The sequence below is a fragment of the Micromonospora sp. NPDC005806 genome (genome assembly GCF_042871425.1).
In the GTDB taxonomy this organism is placed as follows: Bacteria; Actinomycetota; Actinomycetes; order Mycobacteriales; family Micromonosporaceae; genus Micromonospora.
In genome coordinates this window covers 175,470-197,456 of record NZ_JBIAIL010000002.1, presented here as the reverse complement: position 1 = coordinate 197,456, position 21,987 = coordinate 175,470, and the positions used below count along the sequence as shown (strand labels likewise).

Genomic DNA, 21,987 nt, shown 5'->3' with positions numbered 1-21,987 from the left:
GGTTCAGGGCAGGCCGATGAGGTCGGCCATCAGGCCGGTCTGGTGCTCGAAGTACTCGTCGCGGTGCGAGACGACCCCGTTCAGTCGCCCGAACAGCTCGAAGCTGATCAGCCCGAAGAGCTGGGTCCAGCCCGCCATGCCCCGGGCCAGCAGCGCCTCCGGCAGCCCGGGAAAGTACCCGGCGGCCAGCTCCGCGAGGTCGGTGCGGACCGGCTCGGGCAGGTCCTCGTCGGGTGGTGAGAGCCGGCCGTCGGCGAGGCCGTCGCGGAGGATGCCGACCAGGGTCAACGGGGGGCGCGCCGCCGGCGCGACGGTGTCCTCGGGGGCCGCGTACCCGGGGACCGGGCTGCCGTAGAGCAGCGCGTACTCGGCGGGGTTGGCCAGCGCCCAGGCCCGGGCCGCCCGGCACGCCGCGCGCCAGCGTCCGCGCAGGTCGTCCCGGGCGACGGCGGCGTCGGCCGTCTCGACCGCGTCGCCGAGGGCGTCGTACGCCTCCAGGATCAGTGCGGTGAGCAGGTCGTCCCGGCTGGGGAAGTAGCGGTAGATCGCCGAGGAGACCATGCCCATGTCCCGGGCGACGGCGCGCAGGGAGAGGTTCGCGCCGTCGGTGGCCAGGTGGCGGCGGGCCACCACCTTGATCTCGTTGATCATGCCGGCGCGGACCCGGGCGCGGAGCGAGGGAGCGACCATGCCTCTACTCTGCCACGTTTGAGAGCGCCAATCAAAACCGAGAGCAGTGCTCTTGACAGCGGACCCCTCGAGGGTTCATGCTGGGTACGTCATCGAGAGAGCAGTGCTCTCGGAGCGGATCCCTGATTCGAAGGGTGGCCCCCATGGCCCTGCACGTGATCGTCGGCGCCGGACCCGTCGGCACCGCCACCGCCCGTCTCCTCGCCGAGCGTGGTGAGCGGGTGCGGATCGTGACTCGCCGCGGCACCGGACCCGAGCACCCGTCGGTCGAGCGGGTCGCCGCCGACGCCGCCGACGCGGACCGGCTGGCGGCGCTGACCGAAGGCGCCGACGCCCTCTACAACTGCGCCAACCCGGCCTACCACCGGTGGCCGGTGGACTGGCCGCCGCTGGCCGCCGCGCTGCTCACCGCCGCCGAGCGGACCGGCGCGGTGCTGGCCACCGTCGGCAACCTCTACGGGTACGGGCCGGTCGACGGCCCGATGACCGAGGACACCCCGCTCGCCGCCACCGGCACCAAGGGGCGGGTGCGGATCCGGATGTGGGCCGACGCGCTCGCCGCGCACCGGGCCGGTCAGGCCCGGGTCACCGAGGTGCGCGGCTCCGACTACGTCGGCGTCGGCGGGACCTCACTGGCCATGCTGGTGCTGCCCCGGGTGCTCGCCGGGCAGCGGGTCTTCCTGCCGGTGGACTGGGCCGCCCCGCACACCTGGACGTACATCCCGGACGTCGCCCGTACCCTGGTCGCCGCAGCGACCGACGAGCGCGCCTGGGGACGGGCCTGGCACGTGCCGAGCGCGCCCGCCGTGCCGATGCGGGACCTGGCCGCCCGCGCGGCGGCCCTGGTCGGCGCGCCGGCGCCGAAGCTGACCCGGATGCCCTACCCGGTGCTCTGGCTCGGCGGCCTCGCCAACCCGATGGCCCGTGAGCTGCGGGAGACCGCCTACCAGTTCGACCGGCCGTTCCTGATGGACTCCACGGCCGCCACCGCCACCCTCGGCATCGAGCCGACCCCGCTGGACCAGGTGGTCAAGGAGGCGGTGGCGGGGCTGCAAGGCTGATCGTTACCGGCGCGGGGTCGGTCCCAGTGCGGCGACGAGCACCGCGACCAGGGTCAGCGCCGCGCCGAGCAGGGTGTTCGGCCCGGGGTGCGAGGCCGCCGTCGGGAGTGCCACGTCCAGCAGCACCGCCCCGACGATCTGACCGGCGATAGTCGCCAGGCCGAGCAGCAGCACCCCGGTGAAACGGACGATCGCGGCGGCCAGCGCGATGAACACGATGCCGAGCGGGCCACCCAGGTAGAGCCACGGCTCGCCGGGGAGGCTGCCGGCCGGGCGGCCCCGCACCGCCACCTCCACTGCGAAGGTGGCGAGCAGCGCCACCATGCCGACGGTGAAGTTGACCAGGGTGGCGGTCGTCGCGCTGCCGGCGGCCGCCCGCACCTGGCCGTTCACGGCCTGTTGCCAGGCGACGCCCACCCCGGCCGCCAGCGGCAGCAGGGCCAGCGCCAGGGCGCCCGGGTCGCCGAGCCGGTCGCCCACCGCCAGCACCACGGCCAGCACGGTGAGCACCGCGCCGACCAGCCGGTTCGGGGTGACCGGCTGCCGCCCGGTCGGTCCGATGCCGGCCCGGTCCACCAGCAGGCTGCTGCCAGTCTGCCCGGCCACCACGGCGACGGTGAACACGGCCACGCCGAGCGTCCCGATGGTCAGTCCCTGGGTGGCGACCAGGAAGGCGCCGCACACCCCGCCGAGGCACTGCCACGGCCGCAGCGAGCCGTCCCGCAGCGCCGCCCGGAGGGCGGCCAGCCCGCGCCGGCCGCCCGGGGTGGCGGGGACCAGCACCAGCAGGATCAGCAGGCCCAGGCCGAACGAGACGACCGCGGCGGCGATCCCGTCGGCCAGCCGTACGCCCAACTCGCCGTTGATCCGGGACTGGACGGCCACCGTGACCCCTGAGGCGGTGGCCAGCCCGACGCCGGCGATCCGTCGCCCGGTCGACAGCGTGGGGAGCGCCGCCGTCCCGGTCGCGGTCACTCCTGCTCGGCCAGGGGCCGGCCGTCGAAGTCGACCGCCGAGTAGAGGGCCAACTTCTCCAGCCGGTGGTACGAGTCGATCACCCGGATCGTGCCGCTCTTGGAGCGCATCACGATCGACTGGGTGTACGCGCCGCCGGCCCGGTAGCGCACGCCGCGCAGCAGGTCGCCGGAGGTGACCCCGGTGGCCACGAAGAAGCAGTTGTCGCCGGTGACCAGGTCGTCGGTGAACAGCACCCGGTCCAGGTCGTGCCCGGCGGCGAGCGCCTTCTCCCGCTCCTCGGCGTCCTTCGGCCACAGCTTGGCCTGCATCATCCCGCCCATGCACTTGAGCGCGCACGCCGCGGTGATGCCCTCCGGGGTGCCGCCGATGCCCATCAGCACGTCCACGTCCGACTCGCCGCGGGCCGCCGCGATGGCGCCGGCGATGTCGCCGTCGGAGATGAACCGGATGCCCGCCCCGGTACGCCGGATCTGCTTCACCAGGTCGTCGTGGCGCGGCCGGTCCAGGATGCAGACCGTCACCTCGGCCGCGTCGGTGCCCTTGACCTTGGCGATCCGGCGGATGTTCTCGGCCACCCCGGCGTTGATGTCGACCACGTCGGCGTACATCGGGCCGACGGCGAGCTTCTCCATGTAGAAGACGGCGCTCGGGTCGAACATCGCGCCGCGCTCCGCCACCGCGAGGACCGCGAGGGCGTTCGGCATGCCCTTGCTCATCAGCGTGGTGCCGTCGATCGGGTCGACCGCCACGTCCACCTCGGGACCGGTCCCGTCACCGACCTCCTCGCCGTTGAAGAGCATCGGGGCGTTGTCCTTCTCGCCCTCGCCGATCACCACGACACCGCGCATCGGGATCGAGTTGATCAGCTTCCGCATGGCGTCGACCGCGGCTCCGTCGCCGCCCTCCTTGTCGCCCCGGCCGACCCAGCGGCCGGCGGCCATCGCCGCGGCCTCGGTGACCCGGACCAGGTCGAGGGCGAGGTTGCGGTCGAGATTCTGCGGGGTCCGCGTCCTGGTGGTTGACATCACGGCTCCTCCTCGCGACGTTGCGGGGTGGACCGGCGGGATGCGGCCGTCGCCGCCGCCGGTTTTGTCGCTGATCCTCACACGATCTCAGGTTCCGCGCCGGAACGGGGCGGAGGAGGCCAGGATCACGCCGTCCGGACGGCTGCGAGAATGGCCGGGTGGAACCTGCACAGCCTGCCGACCGCGTACCGTCCGACGCCACTCCGCCCGACGGCCAGCCGCCGGTGGGGTCGACTGCCGGGCCGACCCCGCCGGCCGGGGAGCCGGCCCTGGTCGAGTCGTCGACCGGGCTCGCGCCGCTGGCCGACGCGGGCGAACCGGCCCTGGTCGAGCCGGTCGACGGACCGGCCCGGGGCGGGGCGAGCGCCCACCCGGCGGTCTCCGGCGACCAGCCCGCGCCGCCGGCCCGCAGGGAGAAGTCGCGCGCCGAGCGGTCGCCCCGGGACATGGCCCTCTCCCTGCTGGTGCTGCTGGTCCCGATCGTGCTGCTGCTCGCCTTCTACCGGGGCTTCCTCGGCGGAGACGAGCCGGCGACCGTCGATCCGGGGCCTGCCGTCGAGCAGGCCCGCGCCGCGGGCGCCTTCCCGGTGATCCGGCCCGAGGGGCTGAGCTCCGGCTGGCGTACGGTCAGCGCCCGCTATCAGGCCGAGCCGGGCGGCGCGACGCTGCGGATCGGCTACCTGACCCCCGAGGGCCGAGGCGCGCAGCTCGTGGAGAGCAACGTGCCCGCCGACAAGCTGTTGCCGGCCGAACTGAAGGGCGGCCAGCCGCAGGGGGCGGCCGACCTGTCCGGCGCGAGCTGGCAGCGCTATACCGCCCGGGACAACGAGCAGGCCCTCGTGCTGCTGGAGCCGAACCGCACGGTGATCGTGGTCGGTGACGCCAGGGAGAACGAGCTGCGCCAGCTCGCCACGGCGCTGCGCTGACCCCTCCGGGCTGCGGTGTGCCCCGGTCGTCGGTCCGGTCCGCTAGGCTGCCCGGACCCGAAAAACCGGCACACGTGACGTGTCCGGACAGCTCACCGGAAAGAGAACGACGTGAACATTCGACGGTGGAGCGTCGGCGTCCTCGCCGCCGCCCTGTTCGTCCCGGGTCTGGCCGCCTGCAAGACCGGGGCCGACTCGCCGACCGCCGACAGCAAGTCCGCCGCCCCGGCGGTCCCCGCGGACCCGAAGGAGGCGCTGGTCGCCTCCACCGAGGAGATCAAGAAGGGCAACTTCACGTTCGCCATCAAGGGCGGCGAGTTCAACGGCGACGGCACGGTGCACATGCCGTCCAAGAGTGCCGAGATGAAGCTGGCCGGCGGCGACGGTTCCGCCGAGGGCTTCTCGATGCACCTCGTCTTCATCGACACCGACACCTGGCTGAAGCTGGACTTCGGCGCGGCGATGGCCGACGTGCCCGGCTTCAAGGAGATGAAGGACAAGTACCAGCACCTGGACCGCACCAAGATCAAGGGCGCCAAGGAGCTGAACTTCGACTTCTCGGACGTCGACCCGGCCGGCAGCGACAAGATGATCAACGCGATCACCGACGTCAAGAAGACCGGCGAGGGCACGTACGCGGGCACCATCGACGCCACCAAGGCGACCGACTCCGACGTGCTGGACGCGGACACCGTCAAGGCGCTCGGCGCCAAGGCGAGCTCCCTGCCGTTCACCGCGAAGCTCGACCCGCAGGGCCGGCTGACCGAGTTCGCCGTCGACGTGCCGGCCGCGGGTAGCGCCCAAGCGCAGAAGGTCGTCGTCACGTACGCCGCCTACGGCAGCGCCACCGCCGTCCAGGCCCCGCCGGCCGGCCGGGTCGTCGAGGCGTCCGACCAGGTCTACGAGATGTTCAAGTCCTGATCCGGGCTGGTGGGGGCGGCGTCGGCCGTCCCCACCAGACGGCTCGGACCGGACAGGGATTGCCGAACACCGCTTCAGGGAACAGAAGAGGCGCGAGCCGGTCGCCGCCACCGCGGCCCGACGGGGCTCGTGCGCCGGAGCCGGCGTGAGGGCTGCGGCGACCGCCTCCGGCGCCTCCGTGGGCCGGACGACCCACCTGGAGAGGTTCACGTGAAGATACGACGCTTCAGCGCGGCGGCCTTCGCCGCGGCGCTGCTCATCCCCGGCCTGACCGCCTGCAACAGCACCGGGACCGGCGAGGCGGGGGCCTCCGCGTCCCCGGCGGCCTCCGGCAGCATCGCCCCGAGCGGTACGCCGGGCACCGGCGACGCCAAGCAGGCGCTGCTCAACTCCACGAACGCGATCCGCGACGGGAACTTCCGGTTCACCATGTCCGGCGCGGGCTCCACCGCCGAGGGACAGGTGCACGAGCCCAGCCAGAGCGCGGAGATGCGGATGACGATCGGTGACGCGTCGTCCGACCTGATGATGAAGCTGGATCTGATCCACTACAAGCCGGACAGCTGGGTGAAGTTGGAGCTCGGCGGGACGGCCGCCAGCAGCGTCCCCGGGGTGCAGAAGCTCAACCTCGGCAAGTACCAGCACCTCGACCAGACCCGGATCAAGGGGAACCGGGCGCTCGGCTTCGACTTCGACAAGGTCGACCCGGCCGGCAGCGCCGTGCTGACCCAGGGCATCACCGAGGTCCGGCAGACCGCCGACGGCACGTACGAGGGCACCGCCGACATCTCCAAGGCGGCCGAGGCCGGCTCGCTCGACCCGGCGGTGATCACCGCGCTCGGCACGCAGGCGAAGACGGTGCCGTTCACCGCCAAGGTCGACCCGCAGGGCCGGCTCACCGAGCTGGTGCTCAAGGTCCCCGCCGCCGGGCAGAACGCCGCCCAGGACCTCAAGATCACATATTCGGACTACGGCAACGCGACCGCCGCGCAGAAGCCCCCGGCCGACCAGGTCGTCGAGGCGCCGGCGGAGTTCTACAACCTGTTCAACTGAGCCCGACGTACCCGACGGGACGGCTCCGGCCGTCCCGTCGGCCTGTACGGCTACTCCTCGGCGCGCTGTCGGGCGGCGTCGATGCGGGCCCGGGCGCCGTCCAGCCAGCGCTGGCAGATCCCGGCGAGCTGCTCGCCCCGTTCCCAGAGCGCCAACGACTCCTCCAGCGAGGTGCCGCCGGCCTCCAGCCGCTCGACCACCTGGGCCAGCTCCGCGCGGGCCTGCTCGTAGTTGAGCCGCTCGTCCTTCTTCTCGTCAGTCATTCCCATCCCATCAGCCGTCCACGGTCGCGGCGAGCTCGCCCTCGGCGAGGCGTACCCGCAGCGGATCGCCCTTGGCCACCTCGGACGCCGCGCGCACCACGTGGCCGTCGGCGCGCTGGACGATCGCGTAGCCCCGGTCGAGGGTCGCTGCGGGGGAGAGGGCCCGCAGCCGGGCCAGGGTGTGCCGCAGGTCGTCGGCGGCGGCGCCGAGCCGGTGGTCCAGGCAGCGCCCGGCCCGGTCGCGCAGCGCGGTCACCTCGGTCGCCCGCTGCTCCACCATCACCTGCGGCCTGGCCAGCACCGGGCGGGACCGGAGCAGGTCGAGGCGGTGCGACTCCCGGTCGACCAGGTTGCGGACCGCGCGCTCCAGCCGTGACCGGGCCTGGTCGATGAGGCGGACCTCCTCGGTGAGGTCGGGGACGATCCGCTTGGCCGCGTCGGTCGGCGTGGATGCGCGGACGTCGGCGACGTAGTCGAGCAGCGGCGCGTCCGTCTCGTGGCCGATCGCGCTGACCACCGGCGTGCGGCAGGCGAAGACCGCCCGGCACAGCGCCTCGTCGGAGAAGGGGAGCAGATCCTCGATGCTGCCGCCGCCCCGGGCGATGACGATCACGTCGATCGCCGGGTCGGCGTCGAGCACCTTCAGCGCGTCGACGATCTGCGGCACCGCGCTCGGCCCCTGCACCGCGACGTTGACCGTGCGGAACTCCACGGCCGGCCAGCGCCTCCGTGCGTTGGTGAGCACGTCCCGTTCGGCGGCCGAGGCCCGGCCGGTGATCAGCCCGATCCGGCCGGGCAGGAACGGGGGGCGCCGCTTGCGGGACCGGTCGAAGAGTCCCTCGGCGGCGAGCAACTTCTTGAGCTTCTCCAGCCGGGCCAGCAGCTCGCCGAGCCCGACCTGGCGGATCTCGTCGGCGCGCAGGCTGAGGGTGCCCCGGGCGGCGTAGAACTCCGGCTTGGCGTGCAGCACCACCCGGGCGCCCTCGCGCAGCTCGGGCGCGCCCGCGTCGAGGACGTCCCGGTTGGTGGTGACGGTGAGGCTGAGGTCGGCGGACGGGTCACGCAGGGTGAGGAAGACCGTGGTCGCGCCGGGCCGGCGGCTGATCTGCGCGACCTGCCCGTCCACCCAGACCCAGCCGAGCCGGGCGATCCAGGCGCCGATCTTCTGGCTGACCACCCGGACCGGCCACGGCTCCTCCGACGTGCTCCGGCCTGCCTCGCTGCCGCCCTGCCCCGCCTCGCTCACCCGCCCACCCTACGGCCCGCCCCCGACAGCACCGCGTCCATCCGCCGGGTGCCGCCGACCGCGCCGGCGCCGGCTCAGGCGAGCGCGGCCAGGGGGAACGCCTCGCCCGGGCGGGTGCGCACCCGCGGGACGGTCTCGCGCGCGTCCTCTCGTGACCGGAAGGGGTCCTCGGGTGGCCGTACGCGCTGCCGGTCCGCCCATTCTGTCAGGCCGTGCCCCGGCTGTGGTACGAGCCGCAGCCCGGGGCACGGGAAGAGCCCGGCACGTACGATGGTCGGGTGACTGAGCCTGAGACCACTCCCCGGACCGGCAAGCGCGTGCTCCTGGCCAAGCCCCGCGGCTACTGCGCGGGTGTGGACCGGGCGGTGCAGACCGTCGAGGAGGCGTTGACGCTCTACGGCGCACCGATCTACGTCCGCAAGCAGATCGTGCACAACAAGCACGTGGTGCAGACCCTGGAGGCCAAGGGCGCGATCTTCGTGGAGGAGAACGAGGAGGTGCCGGAGGGCGCCACCGTCATCTTCTCCGCGCACGGTGTCGCCCCCGAGGTCTACGAGCAGGCCAGGGAGCGCTCGCTCAAGGCGATCGACGCGACCTGCCCGCTGGTGACCAAGGTGCACCAGGAGGCCCGGCGGTTCGCGTCCGAGGACTACGACATCCTGCTCATCGGCCACGAGGGGCACGAGGAGGTCATCGGCACCGCCGGTGAGGCGCCCGCGCACATCCAGCTCGTGGACGGCCCGGACGGCGTCGACAAGGTCACCGTGCGGGACCCGAACAAGGTCGTCTGGCTCTCCCAGACCACCCTCTCGGTCGACGAGACCCTGGAGACCGTCGCCCGGCTCAGGCAGAAGCTGCCGCTGCTCCAGTCGCCGCCCAGTGACGACATCTGCTACGCCACCTCCAACCGGCAGCACGTGGTCAAGGAGATCGCGCCGGACTGCGACGTGGTGATCGTCGTCGGCTCGCGCAACTCCTCCAACTCGGTACGCCTGGTCGAGGTGGCCGTGGACGCCGGTGCCCGGGCCGGGCACCTGGTCGACTTCGCCGACGAGATCGACGACGCCTGGCTGGCCGACGCGCGGACGGTCGGCGTCACCTCGGGCGCCAGCGTGCCGGACGAGCTGGTCCAGCAGGTGCTCGCGCACCTGGCCGAGCGGGGCTTCACCGACGTCGAGGAGATCACCACCGCCAACGAGCGGCTGACCTTCTCGCTGCCGCAGGAGCTGAAGCGGGACATGAAGGCCGCCGCCAGCCGCGGCTGACGGGCCGGAACGGAATTCCCGCCGGATCCGTCCAACCAGGCATGAAGAGTCCTCGGACGGCGCTCGTCGCCCTGGTCGCCGGTTTGGCGCTGAGCGCCTGCGCCGGCCCGGGCGCCGAGCCCGCCAGCCCCGGAACGACGCCCACCAGCCCCGGACAGACGGGAGCCGCATCGGTGACCAGCCAACCCAGCCCGGACCCGAGCGTCACCCCGAGTGACCCGCAGAACCCGGTCGACCCGACGCCCTCGAAGCCGGGCGGGCCGTCGAAGCCGCCCGGCGCCGACGCCTTCACGCTCACCGGCACCGTCCAGGCCGGAGTGGAACCGAACTGCCTGCTGCTCGACGGCAACCTGCTGGTCGGTGGCCCGCGTGACGTGCTGACGCCCGGTGCCCGGGTGACCGTCACCGGTCACCCGGAGCCGGGCATGATGACCACCTGCCAGCAGGGCACCCCGTTCGTCGTGGAGTCCGCCCGCCGCGCCTGATCCGGCCCGAACGGCACGGAGCCCGCCCCCGGTCCGGGGACGGGCTCCGTGGTCCTACCAGATGATCAGTTCACGGCGCCGATCGAGACGTTCCCGCGCCCGACGACCGCGCCCTGGTCGGTGACCACGAGCAGCTCACCGAAGAGGCGGCGACCCGCTGCGGGCGCCGACTGCGCCGTCACCGACCCGCTCAGTCCGGCCGTCGCGCCGTTGTCCAGCGCCACGGTGGTCGCGGTCGCGTCCAGGCTGCCGAGCGCGGCGGCGTAGAACACGTCCCGGTAGTCGTACGTCGTGGTGCCGGCGGGCACGGAGTACCCGTCGATGATCACGTCGTAGGTACCGGCGGCCGGGTTCGCGATCGACACCGACTCGTCCGAGTCACCGTCGGCCGACTGGGCCACCCGCACCCCGTTGAGCTGGACGACCAGGTCCAGGTCGGCCTTCTGGTCGCTCGGGTTGTTGATCGCGACGTCGAGCCGGGTCGCGCCGGCCGGAACGGTCACGTGGTACGTCTGCCGCTCACCGTTGGCGATGGTCGGCCGGCTGACCGCCGCGCTGCCCAGCGGGCCGCCCTTGCCGCTGACCGTGACCGGACCGAAGGCGTTGGTCAGGTTCCAGGTCACCGGGGTGGCCTGGCCGGCGGTGACGGCCGGCAGTTCCACCGTCGCCGGGTCGACCTTCACGCCCTGCACTGCGGCGCTGAGCGTGAAGGGGTTCTCCAGCAGCGGCGAGGTGCGCCGCGACTCGACCTCGATCTCCCACAGGCCCGGCAGCGGGTTGGCGTAGTCCCGCTCGTCCGGCTTGCAGGTGGCCGGGTTCGAGAAGTTGCTGTAGCAGCCGAGGCTGGACGTGCTCTCCACCGGCACCCCGTACGGGTTGAACGCGATGAACCGGGTCTGCGAGCCGTTGGCCAGGCCCGACATGTTGACCTGCAGCGCCGACGCGCCCGCCGGCACGTTGATGAAGTACGAGGTGAACCCGTTGCGGTCCACCGAGCCGGAGGTGGTGAAGCGATAGGCCGGGGCGGTCACGTCCTGGCCGATGACGATCGTGTTGAGCACCTCGAAGTCGACGCCGGGGGTGGTCGGGTCGTCGACCCGCATGACGGCGCTGTGCACGCCGTACCCGCCCTTGGTCTCGAGCTGGAGCTTGACCGGCTTGTTCAGCGGCAGCACCAGGCTCTGCCGGTAGTCGCGGAACGTGCCGTCGTTGCCGAGCAGGGTCACGTCGTGCCGGATGGGCCGGTCCGGACCGGTGGTCCGGGTGAAGGTCAGGGTGTAGGTCTTGTCCACGTTGGGCGCCTGACCGCCCTGGCTCGCGGCGCACGCGTTGTACACACCGGTACCCGCGCCCGGAGTCGGCAGGTAGCCGGACAGCGCGGAGCAGACCGGCGCGGTGACCGAGTAGTTCCGCAGCTGGAGGTTGCGGCCGGCGAGCAGGTCCCAGGCGCCGACGGTGTTGAACGTGCCGTTGCCCTGGCCGTGTGCCGGCACCCCCTCGATCCACTTGGCGGAGGAGTAGATCGCCCGACGCAGCTCGGCGGGGGCGACCCCGAACCCGTTGGCCTTGGCGGCCGAGAGCAGCAGCGCCGCCGCGCCGGTGGCCTGCGGCGAGGCCATCGAGGTGCCGTTGAGCATCGAGTAGCCCGGCGGCAGTTGGTAGCCGGCCTCCGGCACCGGTCCGCCCGGCTGCCACAGCGGCGTCGTGGAGATGGCCGAGCCGGGGGCGGTGATGTTCGGCTTGAATCCGCCGTCCTCCCGCGGCCCGCGCGACGAGAAGTTGAACAGCTGGTACGGCGTCCGGGTCTCGGAACCGTAGTTGGCCTGCCAGGTCTCCTTGCTGACCCCGGCGGCCACGCTCACCACGCTGCTCGCCACCGACGGGTCGCCGACGGTGTTGATGCCCGGGCCCGAGTTGCCCGCCGAGATGAACAGCTGCACGCCGTAGTCGTTGATCAGCCGGTCGTAGAGCTGGGCACGGGCGTTGTTGGCGTCGTTGAGCGCGGGCAGGCCGCCGATCGACATGTTGATCACGTCGACGTGCCGGTTGACCACGAGCTCCACCATGCCGTCGGTGAGCGCCGCGTAGGTGCAGCCGCCGCCCCAGTTGCAGGCGCGGGCCGAGACCAGCTTGGCGCCGGGCGCGGCGCCGTCGAACGCGGCGTCGCCGAACATGTCGTTGGCGGCGGTGATGCCGGCGACGTGCGATCCGTGCTGGGCCTCGACGATGCCGATGTTGACGAAGTCGGCCTTGCCGGGCAGTCCGGCGGGCGTGGTGTCGACGTCCTCGCGATACTCGACGACGAACGGGGTCCGCTCGGCGACCGGGGTGGCGGGGTTGTCGGTTCCGAAGTGGCCGACGTCGAAGCGCTCCTGGTAGGGGCGCATCACCGGGTCGTCGGTGAAGTCGCGGTTCTGGTTCGTGTCGACCCGGATGTCGTGGCTCTCCGGGTCGTACAGGATGCCGAACGTGTCGGTCCTGTCGCCGTCCTTGTTGATGTCACCGCCGGGCTCGTCGTTGGCGGTGATGCTCTCCGAGAACCGGTTGATCCGCCAGGTCCCCGCCGGCGCCGTCCAGGTGGCGCCCGCGTAGCTGAAGGTCGGCCCGGTCACCTGGGTCAGCATGGCGCGCCAGGTGCCGTCACCGTCCAGCAACGGGTCGGTCGCGGTGAACCAGTCGACGATCTTGCGCTCGCCCGTGGAGGTGGTCTGGAGCGCCGGATTGTCCAGGTCCACACCGGAGTCCATGATGCCGATCGTCACGCCGCGGCCGTCCCACTCCGGGTGGGCCTGCTTGAACGCGACGGCACCGGTCTCGTTGGTCGGCATGTACGGGTTGACGGCCGGGGTGTCCGGGCCGGGTGCCGCCGCAGCGGCGGCCTGCGCCGCTCCCTCCGCCGCTCCGGAGACCGGCTCGGGCTTCGGCAGCGGGATCGACTCGTTCAGGTCGATGGCCGCAACGCCCGGCAGCTTCGCGGCCTGGAGCACGGCGTCGGTGGGCACGGAGGCGCGGACGTATCCGACGCCGTCCACCTCCTTGGCCACCGTGGCGCCCAGCTTGCGGAGCTGGTCGGCGACGGCGCCGGCCTGGCCCTTGTCGGTGGCGATGATCAGGACCACGCGCTTGTCGCCCTTGGCGCGGGCCTGGGCGAGCAACTCGTGGTCGTGCGATCCGAGCTTGTCGGCCCCGTGGCCCTTCTGGGCCTTTGGGGCGGGGGCGGCGCTGGCGGTGGTGGCGCTGGCCGTCAGCGTGATCGCGCCGGCGGCGACGACCGTCGCGGCGAAGCCGGCCGAGACGCGACGCGTCCAGCGAGGGGGTCTGTCCACGTTCTCTTCCTCCGACGAGAAAGGAGCCCTGGGGGATGCAGGGCGGATGAGATGGATCTTCGATGATCGACGGCCGACTGTCACCCGCACGCTGCGAGTTGTGACCTCGTTGTGTCGTGGCCGAGCAACGCTGTCACAATGCACCGAATGGTTGCAGGATGACAACCACTAACTCCGGCATTGCGGCACGTCGATCGTCCAGCCCGGACGGCCGTTCGGGTGATACCGATCGATGGTCGAGTCAGTCGGACATGTCCCCGGCAGCGAGCGGATAGCGCGTCATCGGGGCATCGTCGGCGAGTTCGGGCGCCTGCGGCTGGCGCGGGGTGACCTCGACCTGCGCCGGGGCGAGCAGGTCCTGGTCGGAGACGCCCAGCTCGGCCAGCTTGCGCGCGCTCACCAGCACCCTCGCCTCCAGCGAGCCGACCGCTCGGTTGTACGCGGTCACCGCCCCGCCCAGCGACGCGCCGAGCTTGCCGACGTGGTCGCCGAGGGTGGACAGTCGCCCGTACAGTTCGCGGGCCAGCGAGTGCACGGTGAGGGCGTTGCGGGCCAACGCCTCCTGCCGCCACGAGTAGGCCACCGTGCGCAGCAGCGCCACCAGGGTGGCCGGCGTCGCCAGCACCACGTTGCGGGCGAAGGCGTGCTCCAGCAGCGTCGGGTCACGCTGCAACGCCACGTCCAGGAACGGGTCGGCCGGCACGAAGAGCACCACGAACTCGGGGGTCTGGTCGAACGCCGCCCAGTAGGACTTGGCGGCGAGCGAGTCCACGTGCGCCCGCAGGTGCCGCGCGTGCGCGTCGAGCTGGGAGTCCCGCCCCCGCTCGTCGCGCGCCTCCATCGCGGTCAGGTACGCCTCGAAGGGCGCCTTGGCGTCGACCACCACGGTCCGGCCGCCGTGCAGCCGGACCACCAGGTCGGGGCGGACCCCCTGGTGGTCGGTGGCGGCGGTGACCTGCTCGTTGAAGTCGCAGTGCTCCAGCATGCCGGCCGCCTCGACGATCCGGCGGAGCTGGTGCTCGCCCCAACGGCCGCGCACCTGTGGGGCACGCAGCGCGGCGACGAGCTGCTTGGTCTCGGTGCGCAGCTCCCCGGAGACGGTGCTCATCGCGCGGACCTGCTCGCGCAGCTCGGCGTACGCGTCGACCCGGTCCCGCTCCAGCTCGGCGACGCGTTGCTCGTATCGTCGGAGGGTGTCGTGCAGCGGGGCCACGGCCCGCGCCACGGCCTCCTGGGACTGGGCCGTCGCCTCGTAGCTGAGCGCCCGCATGGACTGCTCCAGCCGCCCCTCGCCCTCCCGGGTCGCGGCGAGCGTGGCCTCCAGCCGGGCGACCTCCGCCGCCGACCGGGACCGGGCGGCCAGCCAGCCGACCGAGCCGCCCGCGGCGAGGCAGAGCACCACCACGGCCAGCGTCGAGAAGCTCGTCACCCCACGAAGCTTGCCAAACGGGTGCGACGTGACCCCCGTGGGTACCGTCGAGTCATGAAACTTGCGCTGTGGTTCGTCCTGGTGCTGATGCTCGGAGGTGCCTTGATGTTCTGGCGGTGGGGAAGCAGGTCCCGGCGGGCCACCGAGCTGGCCGACGCGCGCGCCGAGGCGCAGCGCTGGTACGAGCGGCTGGGCGGCCAGTTGATGAATCTGCACGGTGACGTCCCGGCGGTCCGCCAGGCGCTGGCCGACGCGGGGGAGCGGTACAACGCGGCCGGCTCCCAGCTGGAGCAGGCGCGTAGCCCGCACCAGTTCGCGCTGGCCCGGGAGACCGCGCTGGAAGGGCTGGCGTACATCCGGGCGGCGCGTACCGCGATGGGCATCGACCCCGGCCCGGAGCTACCGCCGCTGGCCGCGGCCCGGGGCGCCGGGATGCTGACCAGGGAGCGCGAGGTCAACGTGCAGGGCCAGACCTACCGGGCCGGCCCCCAGCCGGGCAACCAGACGCCCTACTACTACCCGGGCGGCAACTGGCAGGGCCGGCCGGTGCCGGCCGGTTGGTACTCGACGCCCTGGTGGAAGACCGCGCTCGGCACCGGCGCCGGGGTGCTCGGCGGCCTGCTGATCGCCGACGCGCTCTTCTCGCCGGCCTTCGCCGACCCGGGCTACGGCTACGACGCCGGCTACCAGGAGGGCTTCCAGGACGGCTTCGGCGACGGCCAGGACTACGGCGACCAGTTCGCCGGCGACCAGGGCGACTGGTCCGGCGCCGGCGGCGGGGACTACGGCGGCGGCGGTGACTTCGGCGGCGGCGGTGACTTCGGCGGGGGCGACTTCGGCGGCGGGGACTTCGGCGGCGGCGGCGACTGGTAACACCCGCCACGCCTGGCGGCAGGTGTCGACCGGGCCCCCTGCTATGCGAACTGCGATAACAGGGGGCCCTTCCTTGCGCCTCAGCCGGTGTTGCGCATGCCGGCGGCGATGCCGTTGACCGTGGTCAGCAGCGCCCGCTCCAGCGCCGTGCTGTCGTTGGGGGCGCGGCGACCGCCCGGCGCGGTCGCCACCGCGCGGCCGGCGGCGCCGGAGTCCCGGTACTGGCGCAGCAGCGCCACCTGGAGGTGGTGCAGCGGCTCCAGGTAGGTGTCGCGTACCGCGAGGGTGCGCTGGAGGACCGGGGAGTTGTCCAGCAGGGCCGGCGAGGCGGTGACCGCCAGCACCTCCTGCTTGGTCAGCTCGTACTCCTGCTGGATCTTGTCGAAGATCGGGTGCAGCTTCCTCGGGACCAGCGTCTCCACGTACCGGCGGGCGATGGTCAGGTCGGTCTTGGCCAGCATCATCTCGACGTTCGACAGGAACGTCCGGAAGAAGTGCCAGTTCCGGTGCATCTCGGCGAGCACGTCCTCCAGCCCGGCCGCCCGGGCGGCGGCCAGGCCGGACCCGACGCCGAACCAGCCGGGCACGATCTGCCGGGTCTGCGTCCAGCCGAACACCCACGGGATGGCCCGCAGGCCGGACAGGCCGGCGCCGGTGTTCGGCCGCTTGGCCGGCCGGGAGCCGATGTTCAACTGCCCCAGCAGCTCGGTCGGGGTGGAGGCCCAGAAGTACGCCGGCAGGTCCGGGTCCTCGGCCAGCGACCGGTACGACCGGAAGGCCGACTCGGACACCACGTCCATGGTGGCGTCCCAGCGTTCCAGCATCTCGGCCGGCTGCCGGGGTGCGGTGTGCAGCAGCGTGGCCTGGAGCACCGCGGCCACGGTCAGCTCCAGGTTCTCCCGGGCCAGCGCGGGCAGCGTGTACTTGTCGGAGATGACCTCGCCCTGCTCGGTCACCTTGATCGCGCCGTCCAACGTGCCGTACGGCTGGGCCAGGATCGCGTCGTGGGTGGGGCCGCCGCCCCGGCCGACGGTGCCACCCCGACCGTGGAACAGCCGCAGGTGCACGCCGTGCCGGGCGGCCACGTCGCGCAGCGCACGCTGGGCCCGGTGGATCGACCACTGGCTGGTGGTGATGCCGGCCTCCTTGTTGGAGTCGGAGTAGCCCAGCATCACCTCCTGCACGTCGCCCCGAGCCGCCACCAGCGCCCGGTACGCGGGCAGCGACAGCAGTTCGTCCAGCAGTTCGCCGCCGGCGTTCAGCTCGCCCGGGGTCTCCAGCAGCGGCACGAAGCCGATCCGGGCCCGGCCGCTGTGCGCGTCGACCAGGCCGGCCTCGCGGGCGAGCACCACGGCGGCGAGCACGTCGTCCACGCCGAGGGTCATCGAGATGATGTACGACTCGATCACCTCGGTGCCGAACCGGTCCTGCGCTTCCCGGATCGCCGCGAACACGTCGAACGTCTTCTTCGCCGGCTCGGTGAGCGGACTGTCCAGGGTGGAGAGCGGGCGCCGGCCGGCCAGCTCGTCGGCGAGCAGCTTGGTGCGCTCGAGCCGGCTCAGCGACGGGTAGTCGGAAATCTCGCCGACGGCCCCGTAGAGCTGGGCGAGGACCGCGTGGTGCGCCTCGGCGTGCTCCCGGACGTCCATGGTTGCCAGGTGCAGCCCGAACGCGGACACCGTACGGATGGTCGAGGCGAGCCGGCCCACGGCGGTGAGCTGCCCGGAGTTGCGGGCCAGCGAGGCGCGCAGCAGCTCCAGGTCGGCGATCAGCTCGGCCGAGCCCCGGTAGTCCCGCCCCGGCACGTGCACGGTGCCGTTGCGCAGCCGCTCCCGGGTGTTGGCCAGCTTCGCCTTCACGCAGCGCGCCTTGAGCCGGTAGGGCTCCTCGGCGTTGACCCGGCGGAACCGGGGCGCCACCTCGGGCAGCGCGTCCAGGTCGGCGGCGAGACTGGCGGAGAGATCCAGCGAGACGGCGCGCAGCCGGCGGGAGACGGAGACCTCGCTGATGAGCTCGTCCATCGCCTTCTCGGTGGCCTCGATGCCGTGCTCGTGCTGGATCCGCAGCACCTCACGGGTGACCGCCGGGGTGACGAACGGGTTGCCGTCCCGGTCGCCGCCGATCCAGGTGCCGAAGGTCAGCGGGCGGGCCGTCGGCGAGGTCTCCACGCCGAGGGTGCGCAGCGTGTCGGCGAGGTCGTCGAGGACCTGCGGGGCGGCCTCGGCGTGCAGGTCGCGCAGGTAGTAGATCGCGTTGCGGGCCTCGTCCGTCGGGTCCGGCCGGTCCAGCCGCAGCTCGTCGGTCTGCCACATCAGGTCCAGCAGCTCGGCCAGGCGCCGGTTGGCCGGCCCCTCGTCGCTGGCCCCGTAGAGGATGGCGTTGGCGGTCTCGGTGTCCAGCTCGTCGGCGACCGCGCGCAGCTTGGACAGGATCGAGCGGCGGGCCGCCTCGGTGGGGTGGGCGGTGAAGACCGGGCGCACCGCGAGCCGGCGGGCCGCGGCGGCGATCTCCTCGGCCGGCACGCCACGCTCGGCGATCATCTTGGCCGCCTGGTCCAGCCAGCCGCCGTGCACCGCCCGGCGGCGGCGCAGGTCCCGGGCCCGGTGCACCTGCTCGGTGATGTTGGCCAGGTGGAAGTAGGTGGAGAAGGCCCGGGCCAGCTTGGTGCCGGTGGTGACGTCGAGGCCGGCGAGGCGCTGGGCCGCGGCCGGGGCATCGGCGCGGACCTGGGCGCGGATCTCCTCGACCAGGTCGAGCAGGGGGCGGCCCTCCTGCCGGGCGAGGGTCTGCCCGAGCAGCGTGCCGAGGCGGCGGATGTCGGCCCGCAGCGCGGCGTCCGGGCCGTCGTGGTCGTGCTGGTCGGTCACGGGTGCGCTCCTTACGCGAGTACGAAGGACAGCGCTGTCCGACTCCCTGGATCGTATCCGCGTCGGGCCCGACGGCAGCAGGGGGACCGCGTGATGATCTGCACCCTGGAGCGGGCGGACCGGCTCAGCCATCGGCATGCGGCCCGCCGGAGAGGGTGGGGCGGACCCGGGCGGCGCGGACCGCCCGCCGGTGCGCGCGGAAGATCGTCGCGGTGACCAGCCCGAGGATTCCGGCCAGGGCCCAGACGGCCAGTCCGGTCAGCGCCCAGCCGGTCGACCGCCGGTCGAAGTAGACCGCCGACTTGATCAGGTCGGTGGTCAGCCCGGTCACGTTCCACCGGTGCATGCCGCGCAGCCAGCCGGGCAGGAACTCAGGGGCGTAGATGCCGCCGGAGCCGGGGTTGCCGAGCACCACCAGCAGCAGGATCACGATGCCGGTGCCGAGCAGGCCGAGCCAGGCCTGGATCGCGGCAGCCACCATCGCGGCGGCGAGGACCGCCAGCGCGCCGACCGCGGCGACCGCCGGCACATCGTGGTGCCAGACGTCGAGCACCGGGCCGACGATGGTGGCGCCGACGACGCCCAGCACGACCGCGTACACGGCGAGGGCGGCGACCCGCAGCCCGGCGCGGGGCAGGCGCACCGGGGCGGTGCCGGTGCTCAGGCCCAACGCGGTGGAGGCCAGGTAGCCGCCCAGCACGTAGCCGACCGCCAGGTAGAACGGCACCAGGCCGCGCGGGTCGGTGCGCTCCACCGGCACCTCGTCACCGACCTGGAACGGCAGGTTGGCCTGCCGGGCGGCCTGGCCGAACACCTGGGTGACCACCTCCGCGGCGGCCGGCGAGGCGGCGCTGGCGGTGGTGAGGCGCAACCCGTTGTCCGGGCCGGAGGAGAGCACGGCGTACACCTCGCGGGCGGTGAGGCCGTCGTCGGCGGCCTCCGCGTCGTCGTACTCGATGGGTTTGATCTTGTCGGTCCGGGCGCGGACGGCGGCCATGACCGCCTGGGCCCGCTGGTCGCCGAGGACGACCCCGACCGGTAGGTCGCGCGGGGTGGGCTGGTGCAGGGCCCCGACGTAGGCGGCGATGAATGCGGTGGCCAGGGCGAGCGTGCCGACCAGCAGCGCTGCCGCGCGCGGCAGCCAGTCGCGTACCGGAAGGTCCCGCTCCTCCTCGTCCACGGGGCTCAGCCTATTGGTCTGATATGCCCGACCCGAGGGGTTTCTCCGGGCCGGAAATCGCTGGCCCGGCCAGCTAGCTTCGGCTCATGACGTTGCCGAACTACCCCGCCAAGCCGAAGCCGGGCGACCGCGTCGCGGTCGTCTCGCCCTCCGCCGGCCTGCCGGGTCTCTTCCCGCACGTGCACGAGCTGGGCCTGCGCCGGCTCCGCGAGGAGTTCGGCCTGGAGCCGGTGGAGTATCCGACCACCCGGGTGATGGGGGCCGACCCGCGGGACCGGGCGCGGGACCTGACCGCCGCCTTCGCCGACCCGAGCATCACCGCCGTGCTCGCCACCGTCGGCGGGGACGACCTGATCACGGTCACGCCCTACCTGGACGACGCGGTGCTGCGGGCCAACCCGAAGCCCTACTACGGCTACTCGGACAACACCAACATCCTCAACCACCTGTACCGGCTGGGGATGGTGGCCTACCACGGCGGATCGGTGCTGGTGCACCTCGGGCGGTCCGGCAAGCCCCACCCGCTCACCTTCGACTCGCTGCGCGCCGCCCTGTTCACCTCCGGCTGGTACGAGCTGACCCCGGCCCCCGAGTGGGGGGACGAGCCGCGCGACTGGCGAGACCCGGCGACCCTGGCCGACGAGCCGGTGATGTTCTCCGGCGACGGCTGGCGCTGGCAGGGCCCCGCCCGGGTGGTGCGGGGGCGGACCTGGGGCGGCTGCCTGGAGATCATCCACTGGCTGATGGCGACCGACCGGGTGCCGTCGGCCGAGGCACTGGCCGGGTCGGTGCTGGTGGTCGAGACCTCCAACGAGCTGCCCACGGCGCAGGAGGTCTTCCGGATCGTCCGCAACATGGGGGAGCGCGGGCTCCTGTCGGCCTTCCCGGCGATCGTGGTCGGGCGCCCCAAGGCGTGGGACTTCGACAAGCCGCACCCGCTCGCGGAGCGGCTCGCCTGGGGCGAGGCGCAGCGGGAGGCGGTCACGAAGGCACTCGCGCCGTACACCGACGACCCGGTGGTGGTCTTCGACGTCGACCTGGGTCACACCGACCCGCAGCTGATCATCCCGTACGGCGGGGAGATCCGGGTCGACGCGGTCGAGCGCCGGATCTCCGTGCGGTACTGAATCCGGCGGACGCCCGGCAGGCCGACGGGCCGGACGAACGGTGGAGGTGCCGTACCTGGGGGGAGTACGGCACCTCCGTGGGGGCGTCCCAGGGTGGGGCCGCCCGAAGGCCCGGCGAGGGGCGTCGGACCTCCCCGAACAGGTCCGCGTACCCCTGTCGTCCCCCATTGCCGCCGGGGCTGACGCGCTCCATCCTCCGGGCCGGCCCGACCCGGTTTCTTGAAGATATGTGCGCGGATGCGGCGACCGGTGTGGCCTACGCCACGTCGGCGCCCGGCTCCCGGGGGGTCAGCAGCCGGCGCAGCCGGGCCGGCGGGTGCCCGACCTGCTCCCGGACCACCCGGCTCAGGTGTGCCTGGTCGGCGAAGCCGTACGCGGAGGCCAGGGCGCCGAGCGGTCGCCCGTCGGGCTCCGCGAGCGTGTCCAGCACCGCCCGGACGCGCAGCCGGTTCCGGTACGCGGTCAGGCTGCTGCCGGTGACCCGCTGGAACACCCGGCTCAGGTGGTGCGGTGAGGCGCCCACCGCCCGGGCGACCTCCTCCAGTCCGAGGGTGAAATCCGAGGTCGCCAGCACCTCGCGGGCGCGGTCGGCGAGCCGGCGGTGGGCGGCGAGCGTGGCCGGCCGCCGGCGCACGGACCGGCTCAGCTCCGCCTCGGCGCCGCCCTCGCCGGCCAGGGCGCTGTGCTCCAGCAGGCGACCGAGGAACCGGTGCAGCCGCTCGGCCATCTCGAAGCCGTCCAGCCCGCGCCGGAACTCCGCCACCAGCAGGCGGTGCGCCAGGTCGAGCGAGGGGTCGGTGCTGCCGTCCCAGCCGTTCCCGCTGAACCAGCGGGCCGCGTCCGGCCGCCGCTCCAGCACCTCGGGAGCGACCTCGAGGCAGGTGTACGAGTCGCCGCAGCCGTACGGGTGGGCGACCGCCATCTCGTCCCCGGGCCGGGTCAGCAGGATCGAGGTGGCGTCCGAGACACCGCCGCGCCCGTTGACCCGGCGCTGGTACGCCCCCGACCGCCCGAGGAAGACCTGGTACCGGTCGTCGGTCACGGTGTCCGTCCAGCCGTGGTTCTCGACGATGCAACGGACCTGGTAGATCAGCATCCCGTCGGGGTGGCCGAGCACCCGCCACCGGGCGGGCGTGGTCTTGCGGCGCGGATCACTGCCGACTCCCTCGACGGGCATGACGTCTCCTCCGGCACTCGTCGTCGGCGCGGCGGCCGAACGCTCCCCCGAAGAGATAGTGTCGATCCGGGCACCCCCCGTCCAGGCCGGACGAG

At 73.1% G+C, this 21,987-nt stretch carries 18 protein-coding genes; 8 read left to right on the top strand and 10 right to left on the bottom strand.

Annotated elements, in window-relative coordinates:
• Positions 1–3 precede the first annotated feature (3 nt).
• Positions 4–690, bottom strand: coding sequence for a TetR/AcrR family transcriptional regulator (locus ACFYOS_RS03445; RefSeq protein WP_387135661.1), 687 nt, complete (start codon positions 688–690; stop codon positions 4–6).
• A gap of 143 nt (positions 691–833) precedes the next feature.
• On the opposite strand from ACFYOS_RS03445, the gene ACFYOS_RS03440 reads away from it, so the two are divergent.
• The gene (locus ACFYOS_RS03440) at positions 834–1,751 is read left to right on the top strand and encodes an NAD-dependent epimerase/dehydratase family protein (protein WP_387135659.1); all 918 of its coding nucleotides are present in this window, start codon (positions 834–836) and stop codon (positions 1,749–1,751) included.
• Between the two features lie 3 nt (positions 1,752–1,754).
• On the opposite strand, the gene ACFYOS_RS03435 is transcribed toward ACFYOS_RS03440, so the two are convergent.
• Positions 1,755–2,726, bottom strand: a complete 972-nt coding sequence (locus tag ACFYOS_RS03435; RefSeq protein WP_387135657.1) for a DMT family transporter — start codon at positions 2,724–2,726, stop codon at positions 1,755–1,757.
• On the bottom strand, positions 2,723–3,754 hold the full coding sequence (gene glpX / locus ACFYOS_RS03430; RefSeq protein WP_387135655.1) for a class II fructose-bisphosphatase: 1,032 nt from the start codon (positions 3,752–3,754) through the stop codon (positions 2,723–2,725). Before glpX ends, ACFYOS_RS03435 begins: the two co-directional genes overlap by 4 nt.
• Before the next feature lie 158 nt (positions 3,755–3,912).
• On the opposite strand from glpX, the gene ACFYOS_RS03425 reads away from it, so the two are divergent.
• From ACFYOS_RS03425 to ACFYOS_RS03415, 3 genes are all read left to right on the top strand, one after another.
• Positions 3,913–4,680 carry a DUF4245 domain-containing protein gene (locus ACFYOS_RS03425; protein WP_387135653.1) on the top strand — a complete coding sequence of 256 codons (768 nt, stop codon included), beginning with the start codon at positions 3,913–3,915 and terminating at the stop codon, positions 4,678–4,680.
• 111 nt (positions 4,681–4,791) lie between these two features.
• The gene (locus ACFYOS_RS03420) at positions 4,792–5,601 is read left to right on the top strand and encodes a hypothetical protein (protein ID WP_387135651.1); all 810 of its coding nucleotides are present in this window, start codon (positions 4,792–4,794) and stop codon (positions 5,599–5,601) included.
• A gap of 210 nt (positions 5,602–5,811) precedes the next feature.
• Complete coding sequence (locus tag ACFYOS_RS03415) at positions 5,812–6,654, top strand: hypothetical protein (RefSeq protein ID WP_387135649.1); 843 nt, start codon at positions 5,812–5,814, stop codon at positions 6,652–6,654.
• Positions 6,655–6,704: 50 nt separating this feature from the next.
• Here the strand turns inward: ACFYOS_RS03415 and ACFYOS_RS03410 are convergent, their stop codons facing one another.
• On the bottom strand, positions 6,705–6,917 hold the full coding sequence (locus ACFYOS_RS03410) for an exodeoxyribonuclease VII small subunit (RefSeq protein WP_387135647.1): 213 nt from the start codon (positions 6,915–6,917) through the stop codon (positions 6,705–6,707).
• A gap of 10 nt (positions 6,918–6,927) precedes the next feature.
• Positions 6,928–8,163 (bottom strand): exodeoxyribonuclease VII large subunit, encoded by a 1,236-nt coding sequence (gene xseA, locus ACFYOS_RS03405; protein ID WP_387135645.1) that lies wholly within the window; start codon positions 8,161–8,163, stop codon positions 6,928–6,930.
• A 278-nt stretch (positions 8,164–8,441) separates the two neighbouring features.
• Here xseA and ACFYOS_RS03400 point away from each other — a divergent pair, with 278 nt between their 5' ends.
• Complete coding sequence (locus ACFYOS_RS03400; RefSeq protein WP_387135643.1) at positions 8,442–9,428, top strand: 4-hydroxy-3-methylbut-2-enyl diphosphate reductase; 987 nt, start codon at positions 8,442–8,444, stop codon at positions 9,426–9,428.
• Between the two features lie 41 nt (positions 9,429–9,469).
• Complete coding sequence (locus ACFYOS_RS03395) at positions 9,470–9,913, top strand: hypothetical protein (RefSeq protein ID WP_387135641.1); 444 nt, start codon at positions 9,470–9,472, stop codon at positions 9,911–9,913.
• A gap of 65 nt (positions 9,914–9,978) precedes the next feature.
• Here ACFYOS_RS03395 and ACFYOS_RS03390 read toward each other — a convergent pair whose 3' ends face one another.
• Positions 9,979–13,239 (bottom strand): S8 family serine peptidase, encoded by a 3,261-nt coding sequence (locus ACFYOS_RS03390; protein WP_387135639.1) that lies wholly within the window; start codon positions 13,237–13,239, stop codon positions 9,979–9,981.
• Between the two features lie 241 nt (positions 13,240–13,480).
• On the bottom strand, positions 13,481–14,668 hold the full coding sequence (locus ACFYOS_RS03385; RefSeq protein ID WP_387135637.1) for a DNA recombination protein RmuC: 1,188 nt from the start codon (positions 14,666–14,668) through the stop codon (positions 13,481–13,483).
• A 54-nt stretch (positions 14,669–14,722) separates the two neighbouring features.
• On the opposite strand from ACFYOS_RS03385, the gene ACFYOS_RS03380 reads away from it, so the two are divergent.
• Complete coding sequence (locus ACFYOS_RS03380) at positions 14,723–15,541, top strand: hypothetical protein (RefSeq protein ID WP_387135635.1); 819 nt, start codon at positions 14,723–14,725, stop codon at positions 15,539–15,541.
• A gap of 80 nt (positions 15,542–15,621) precedes the next feature.
• Here the strand turns inward: ACFYOS_RS03380 and ppc are convergent, their stop codons facing one another.
• Positions 15,622–18,408, bottom strand: coding sequence for a phosphoenolpyruvate carboxylase (ppc, locus tag ACFYOS_RS03375; protein ID WP_387135633.1), 2,787 nt, complete (start codon positions 18,406–18,408; stop codon positions 15,622–15,624).
• Between the two features lie 124 nt (positions 18,409–18,532).
• Positions 18,533–19,588 carry a hypothetical protein gene (locus ACFYOS_RS03370; RefSeq protein WP_387135631.1) on the bottom strand — a complete coding sequence of 352 codons (1,056 nt, stop codon included), beginning with the start codon at positions 19,586–19,588 and terminating at the stop codon, positions 18,533–18,535.
• Positions 19,589–19,674: 86 nt separating this feature from the next.
• On the opposite strand from ACFYOS_RS03370, the gene ACFYOS_RS03365 reads away from it, so the two are divergent.
• Positions 19,675–20,715 (top strand): S66 peptidase family protein, encoded by a 1,041-nt coding sequence (locus ACFYOS_RS03365; RefSeq protein ID WP_387135629.1) that lies wholly within the window; start codon positions 19,675–19,677, stop codon positions 20,713–20,715.
• A gap of 256 nt (positions 20,716–20,971) precedes the next feature.
• Here the strand turns inward: ACFYOS_RS03365 and ACFYOS_RS03360 are convergent, their stop codons facing one another.
• Positions 20,972–21,892, bottom strand: a complete 921-nt coding sequence (locus ACFYOS_RS03360) for a helix-turn-helix domain-containing protein (protein ID WP_387135627.1) — start codon at positions 21,890–21,892, stop codon at positions 20,972–20,974.
• Between the last annotated feature and the right edge of the window lie 95 nt (positions 21,893–21,987).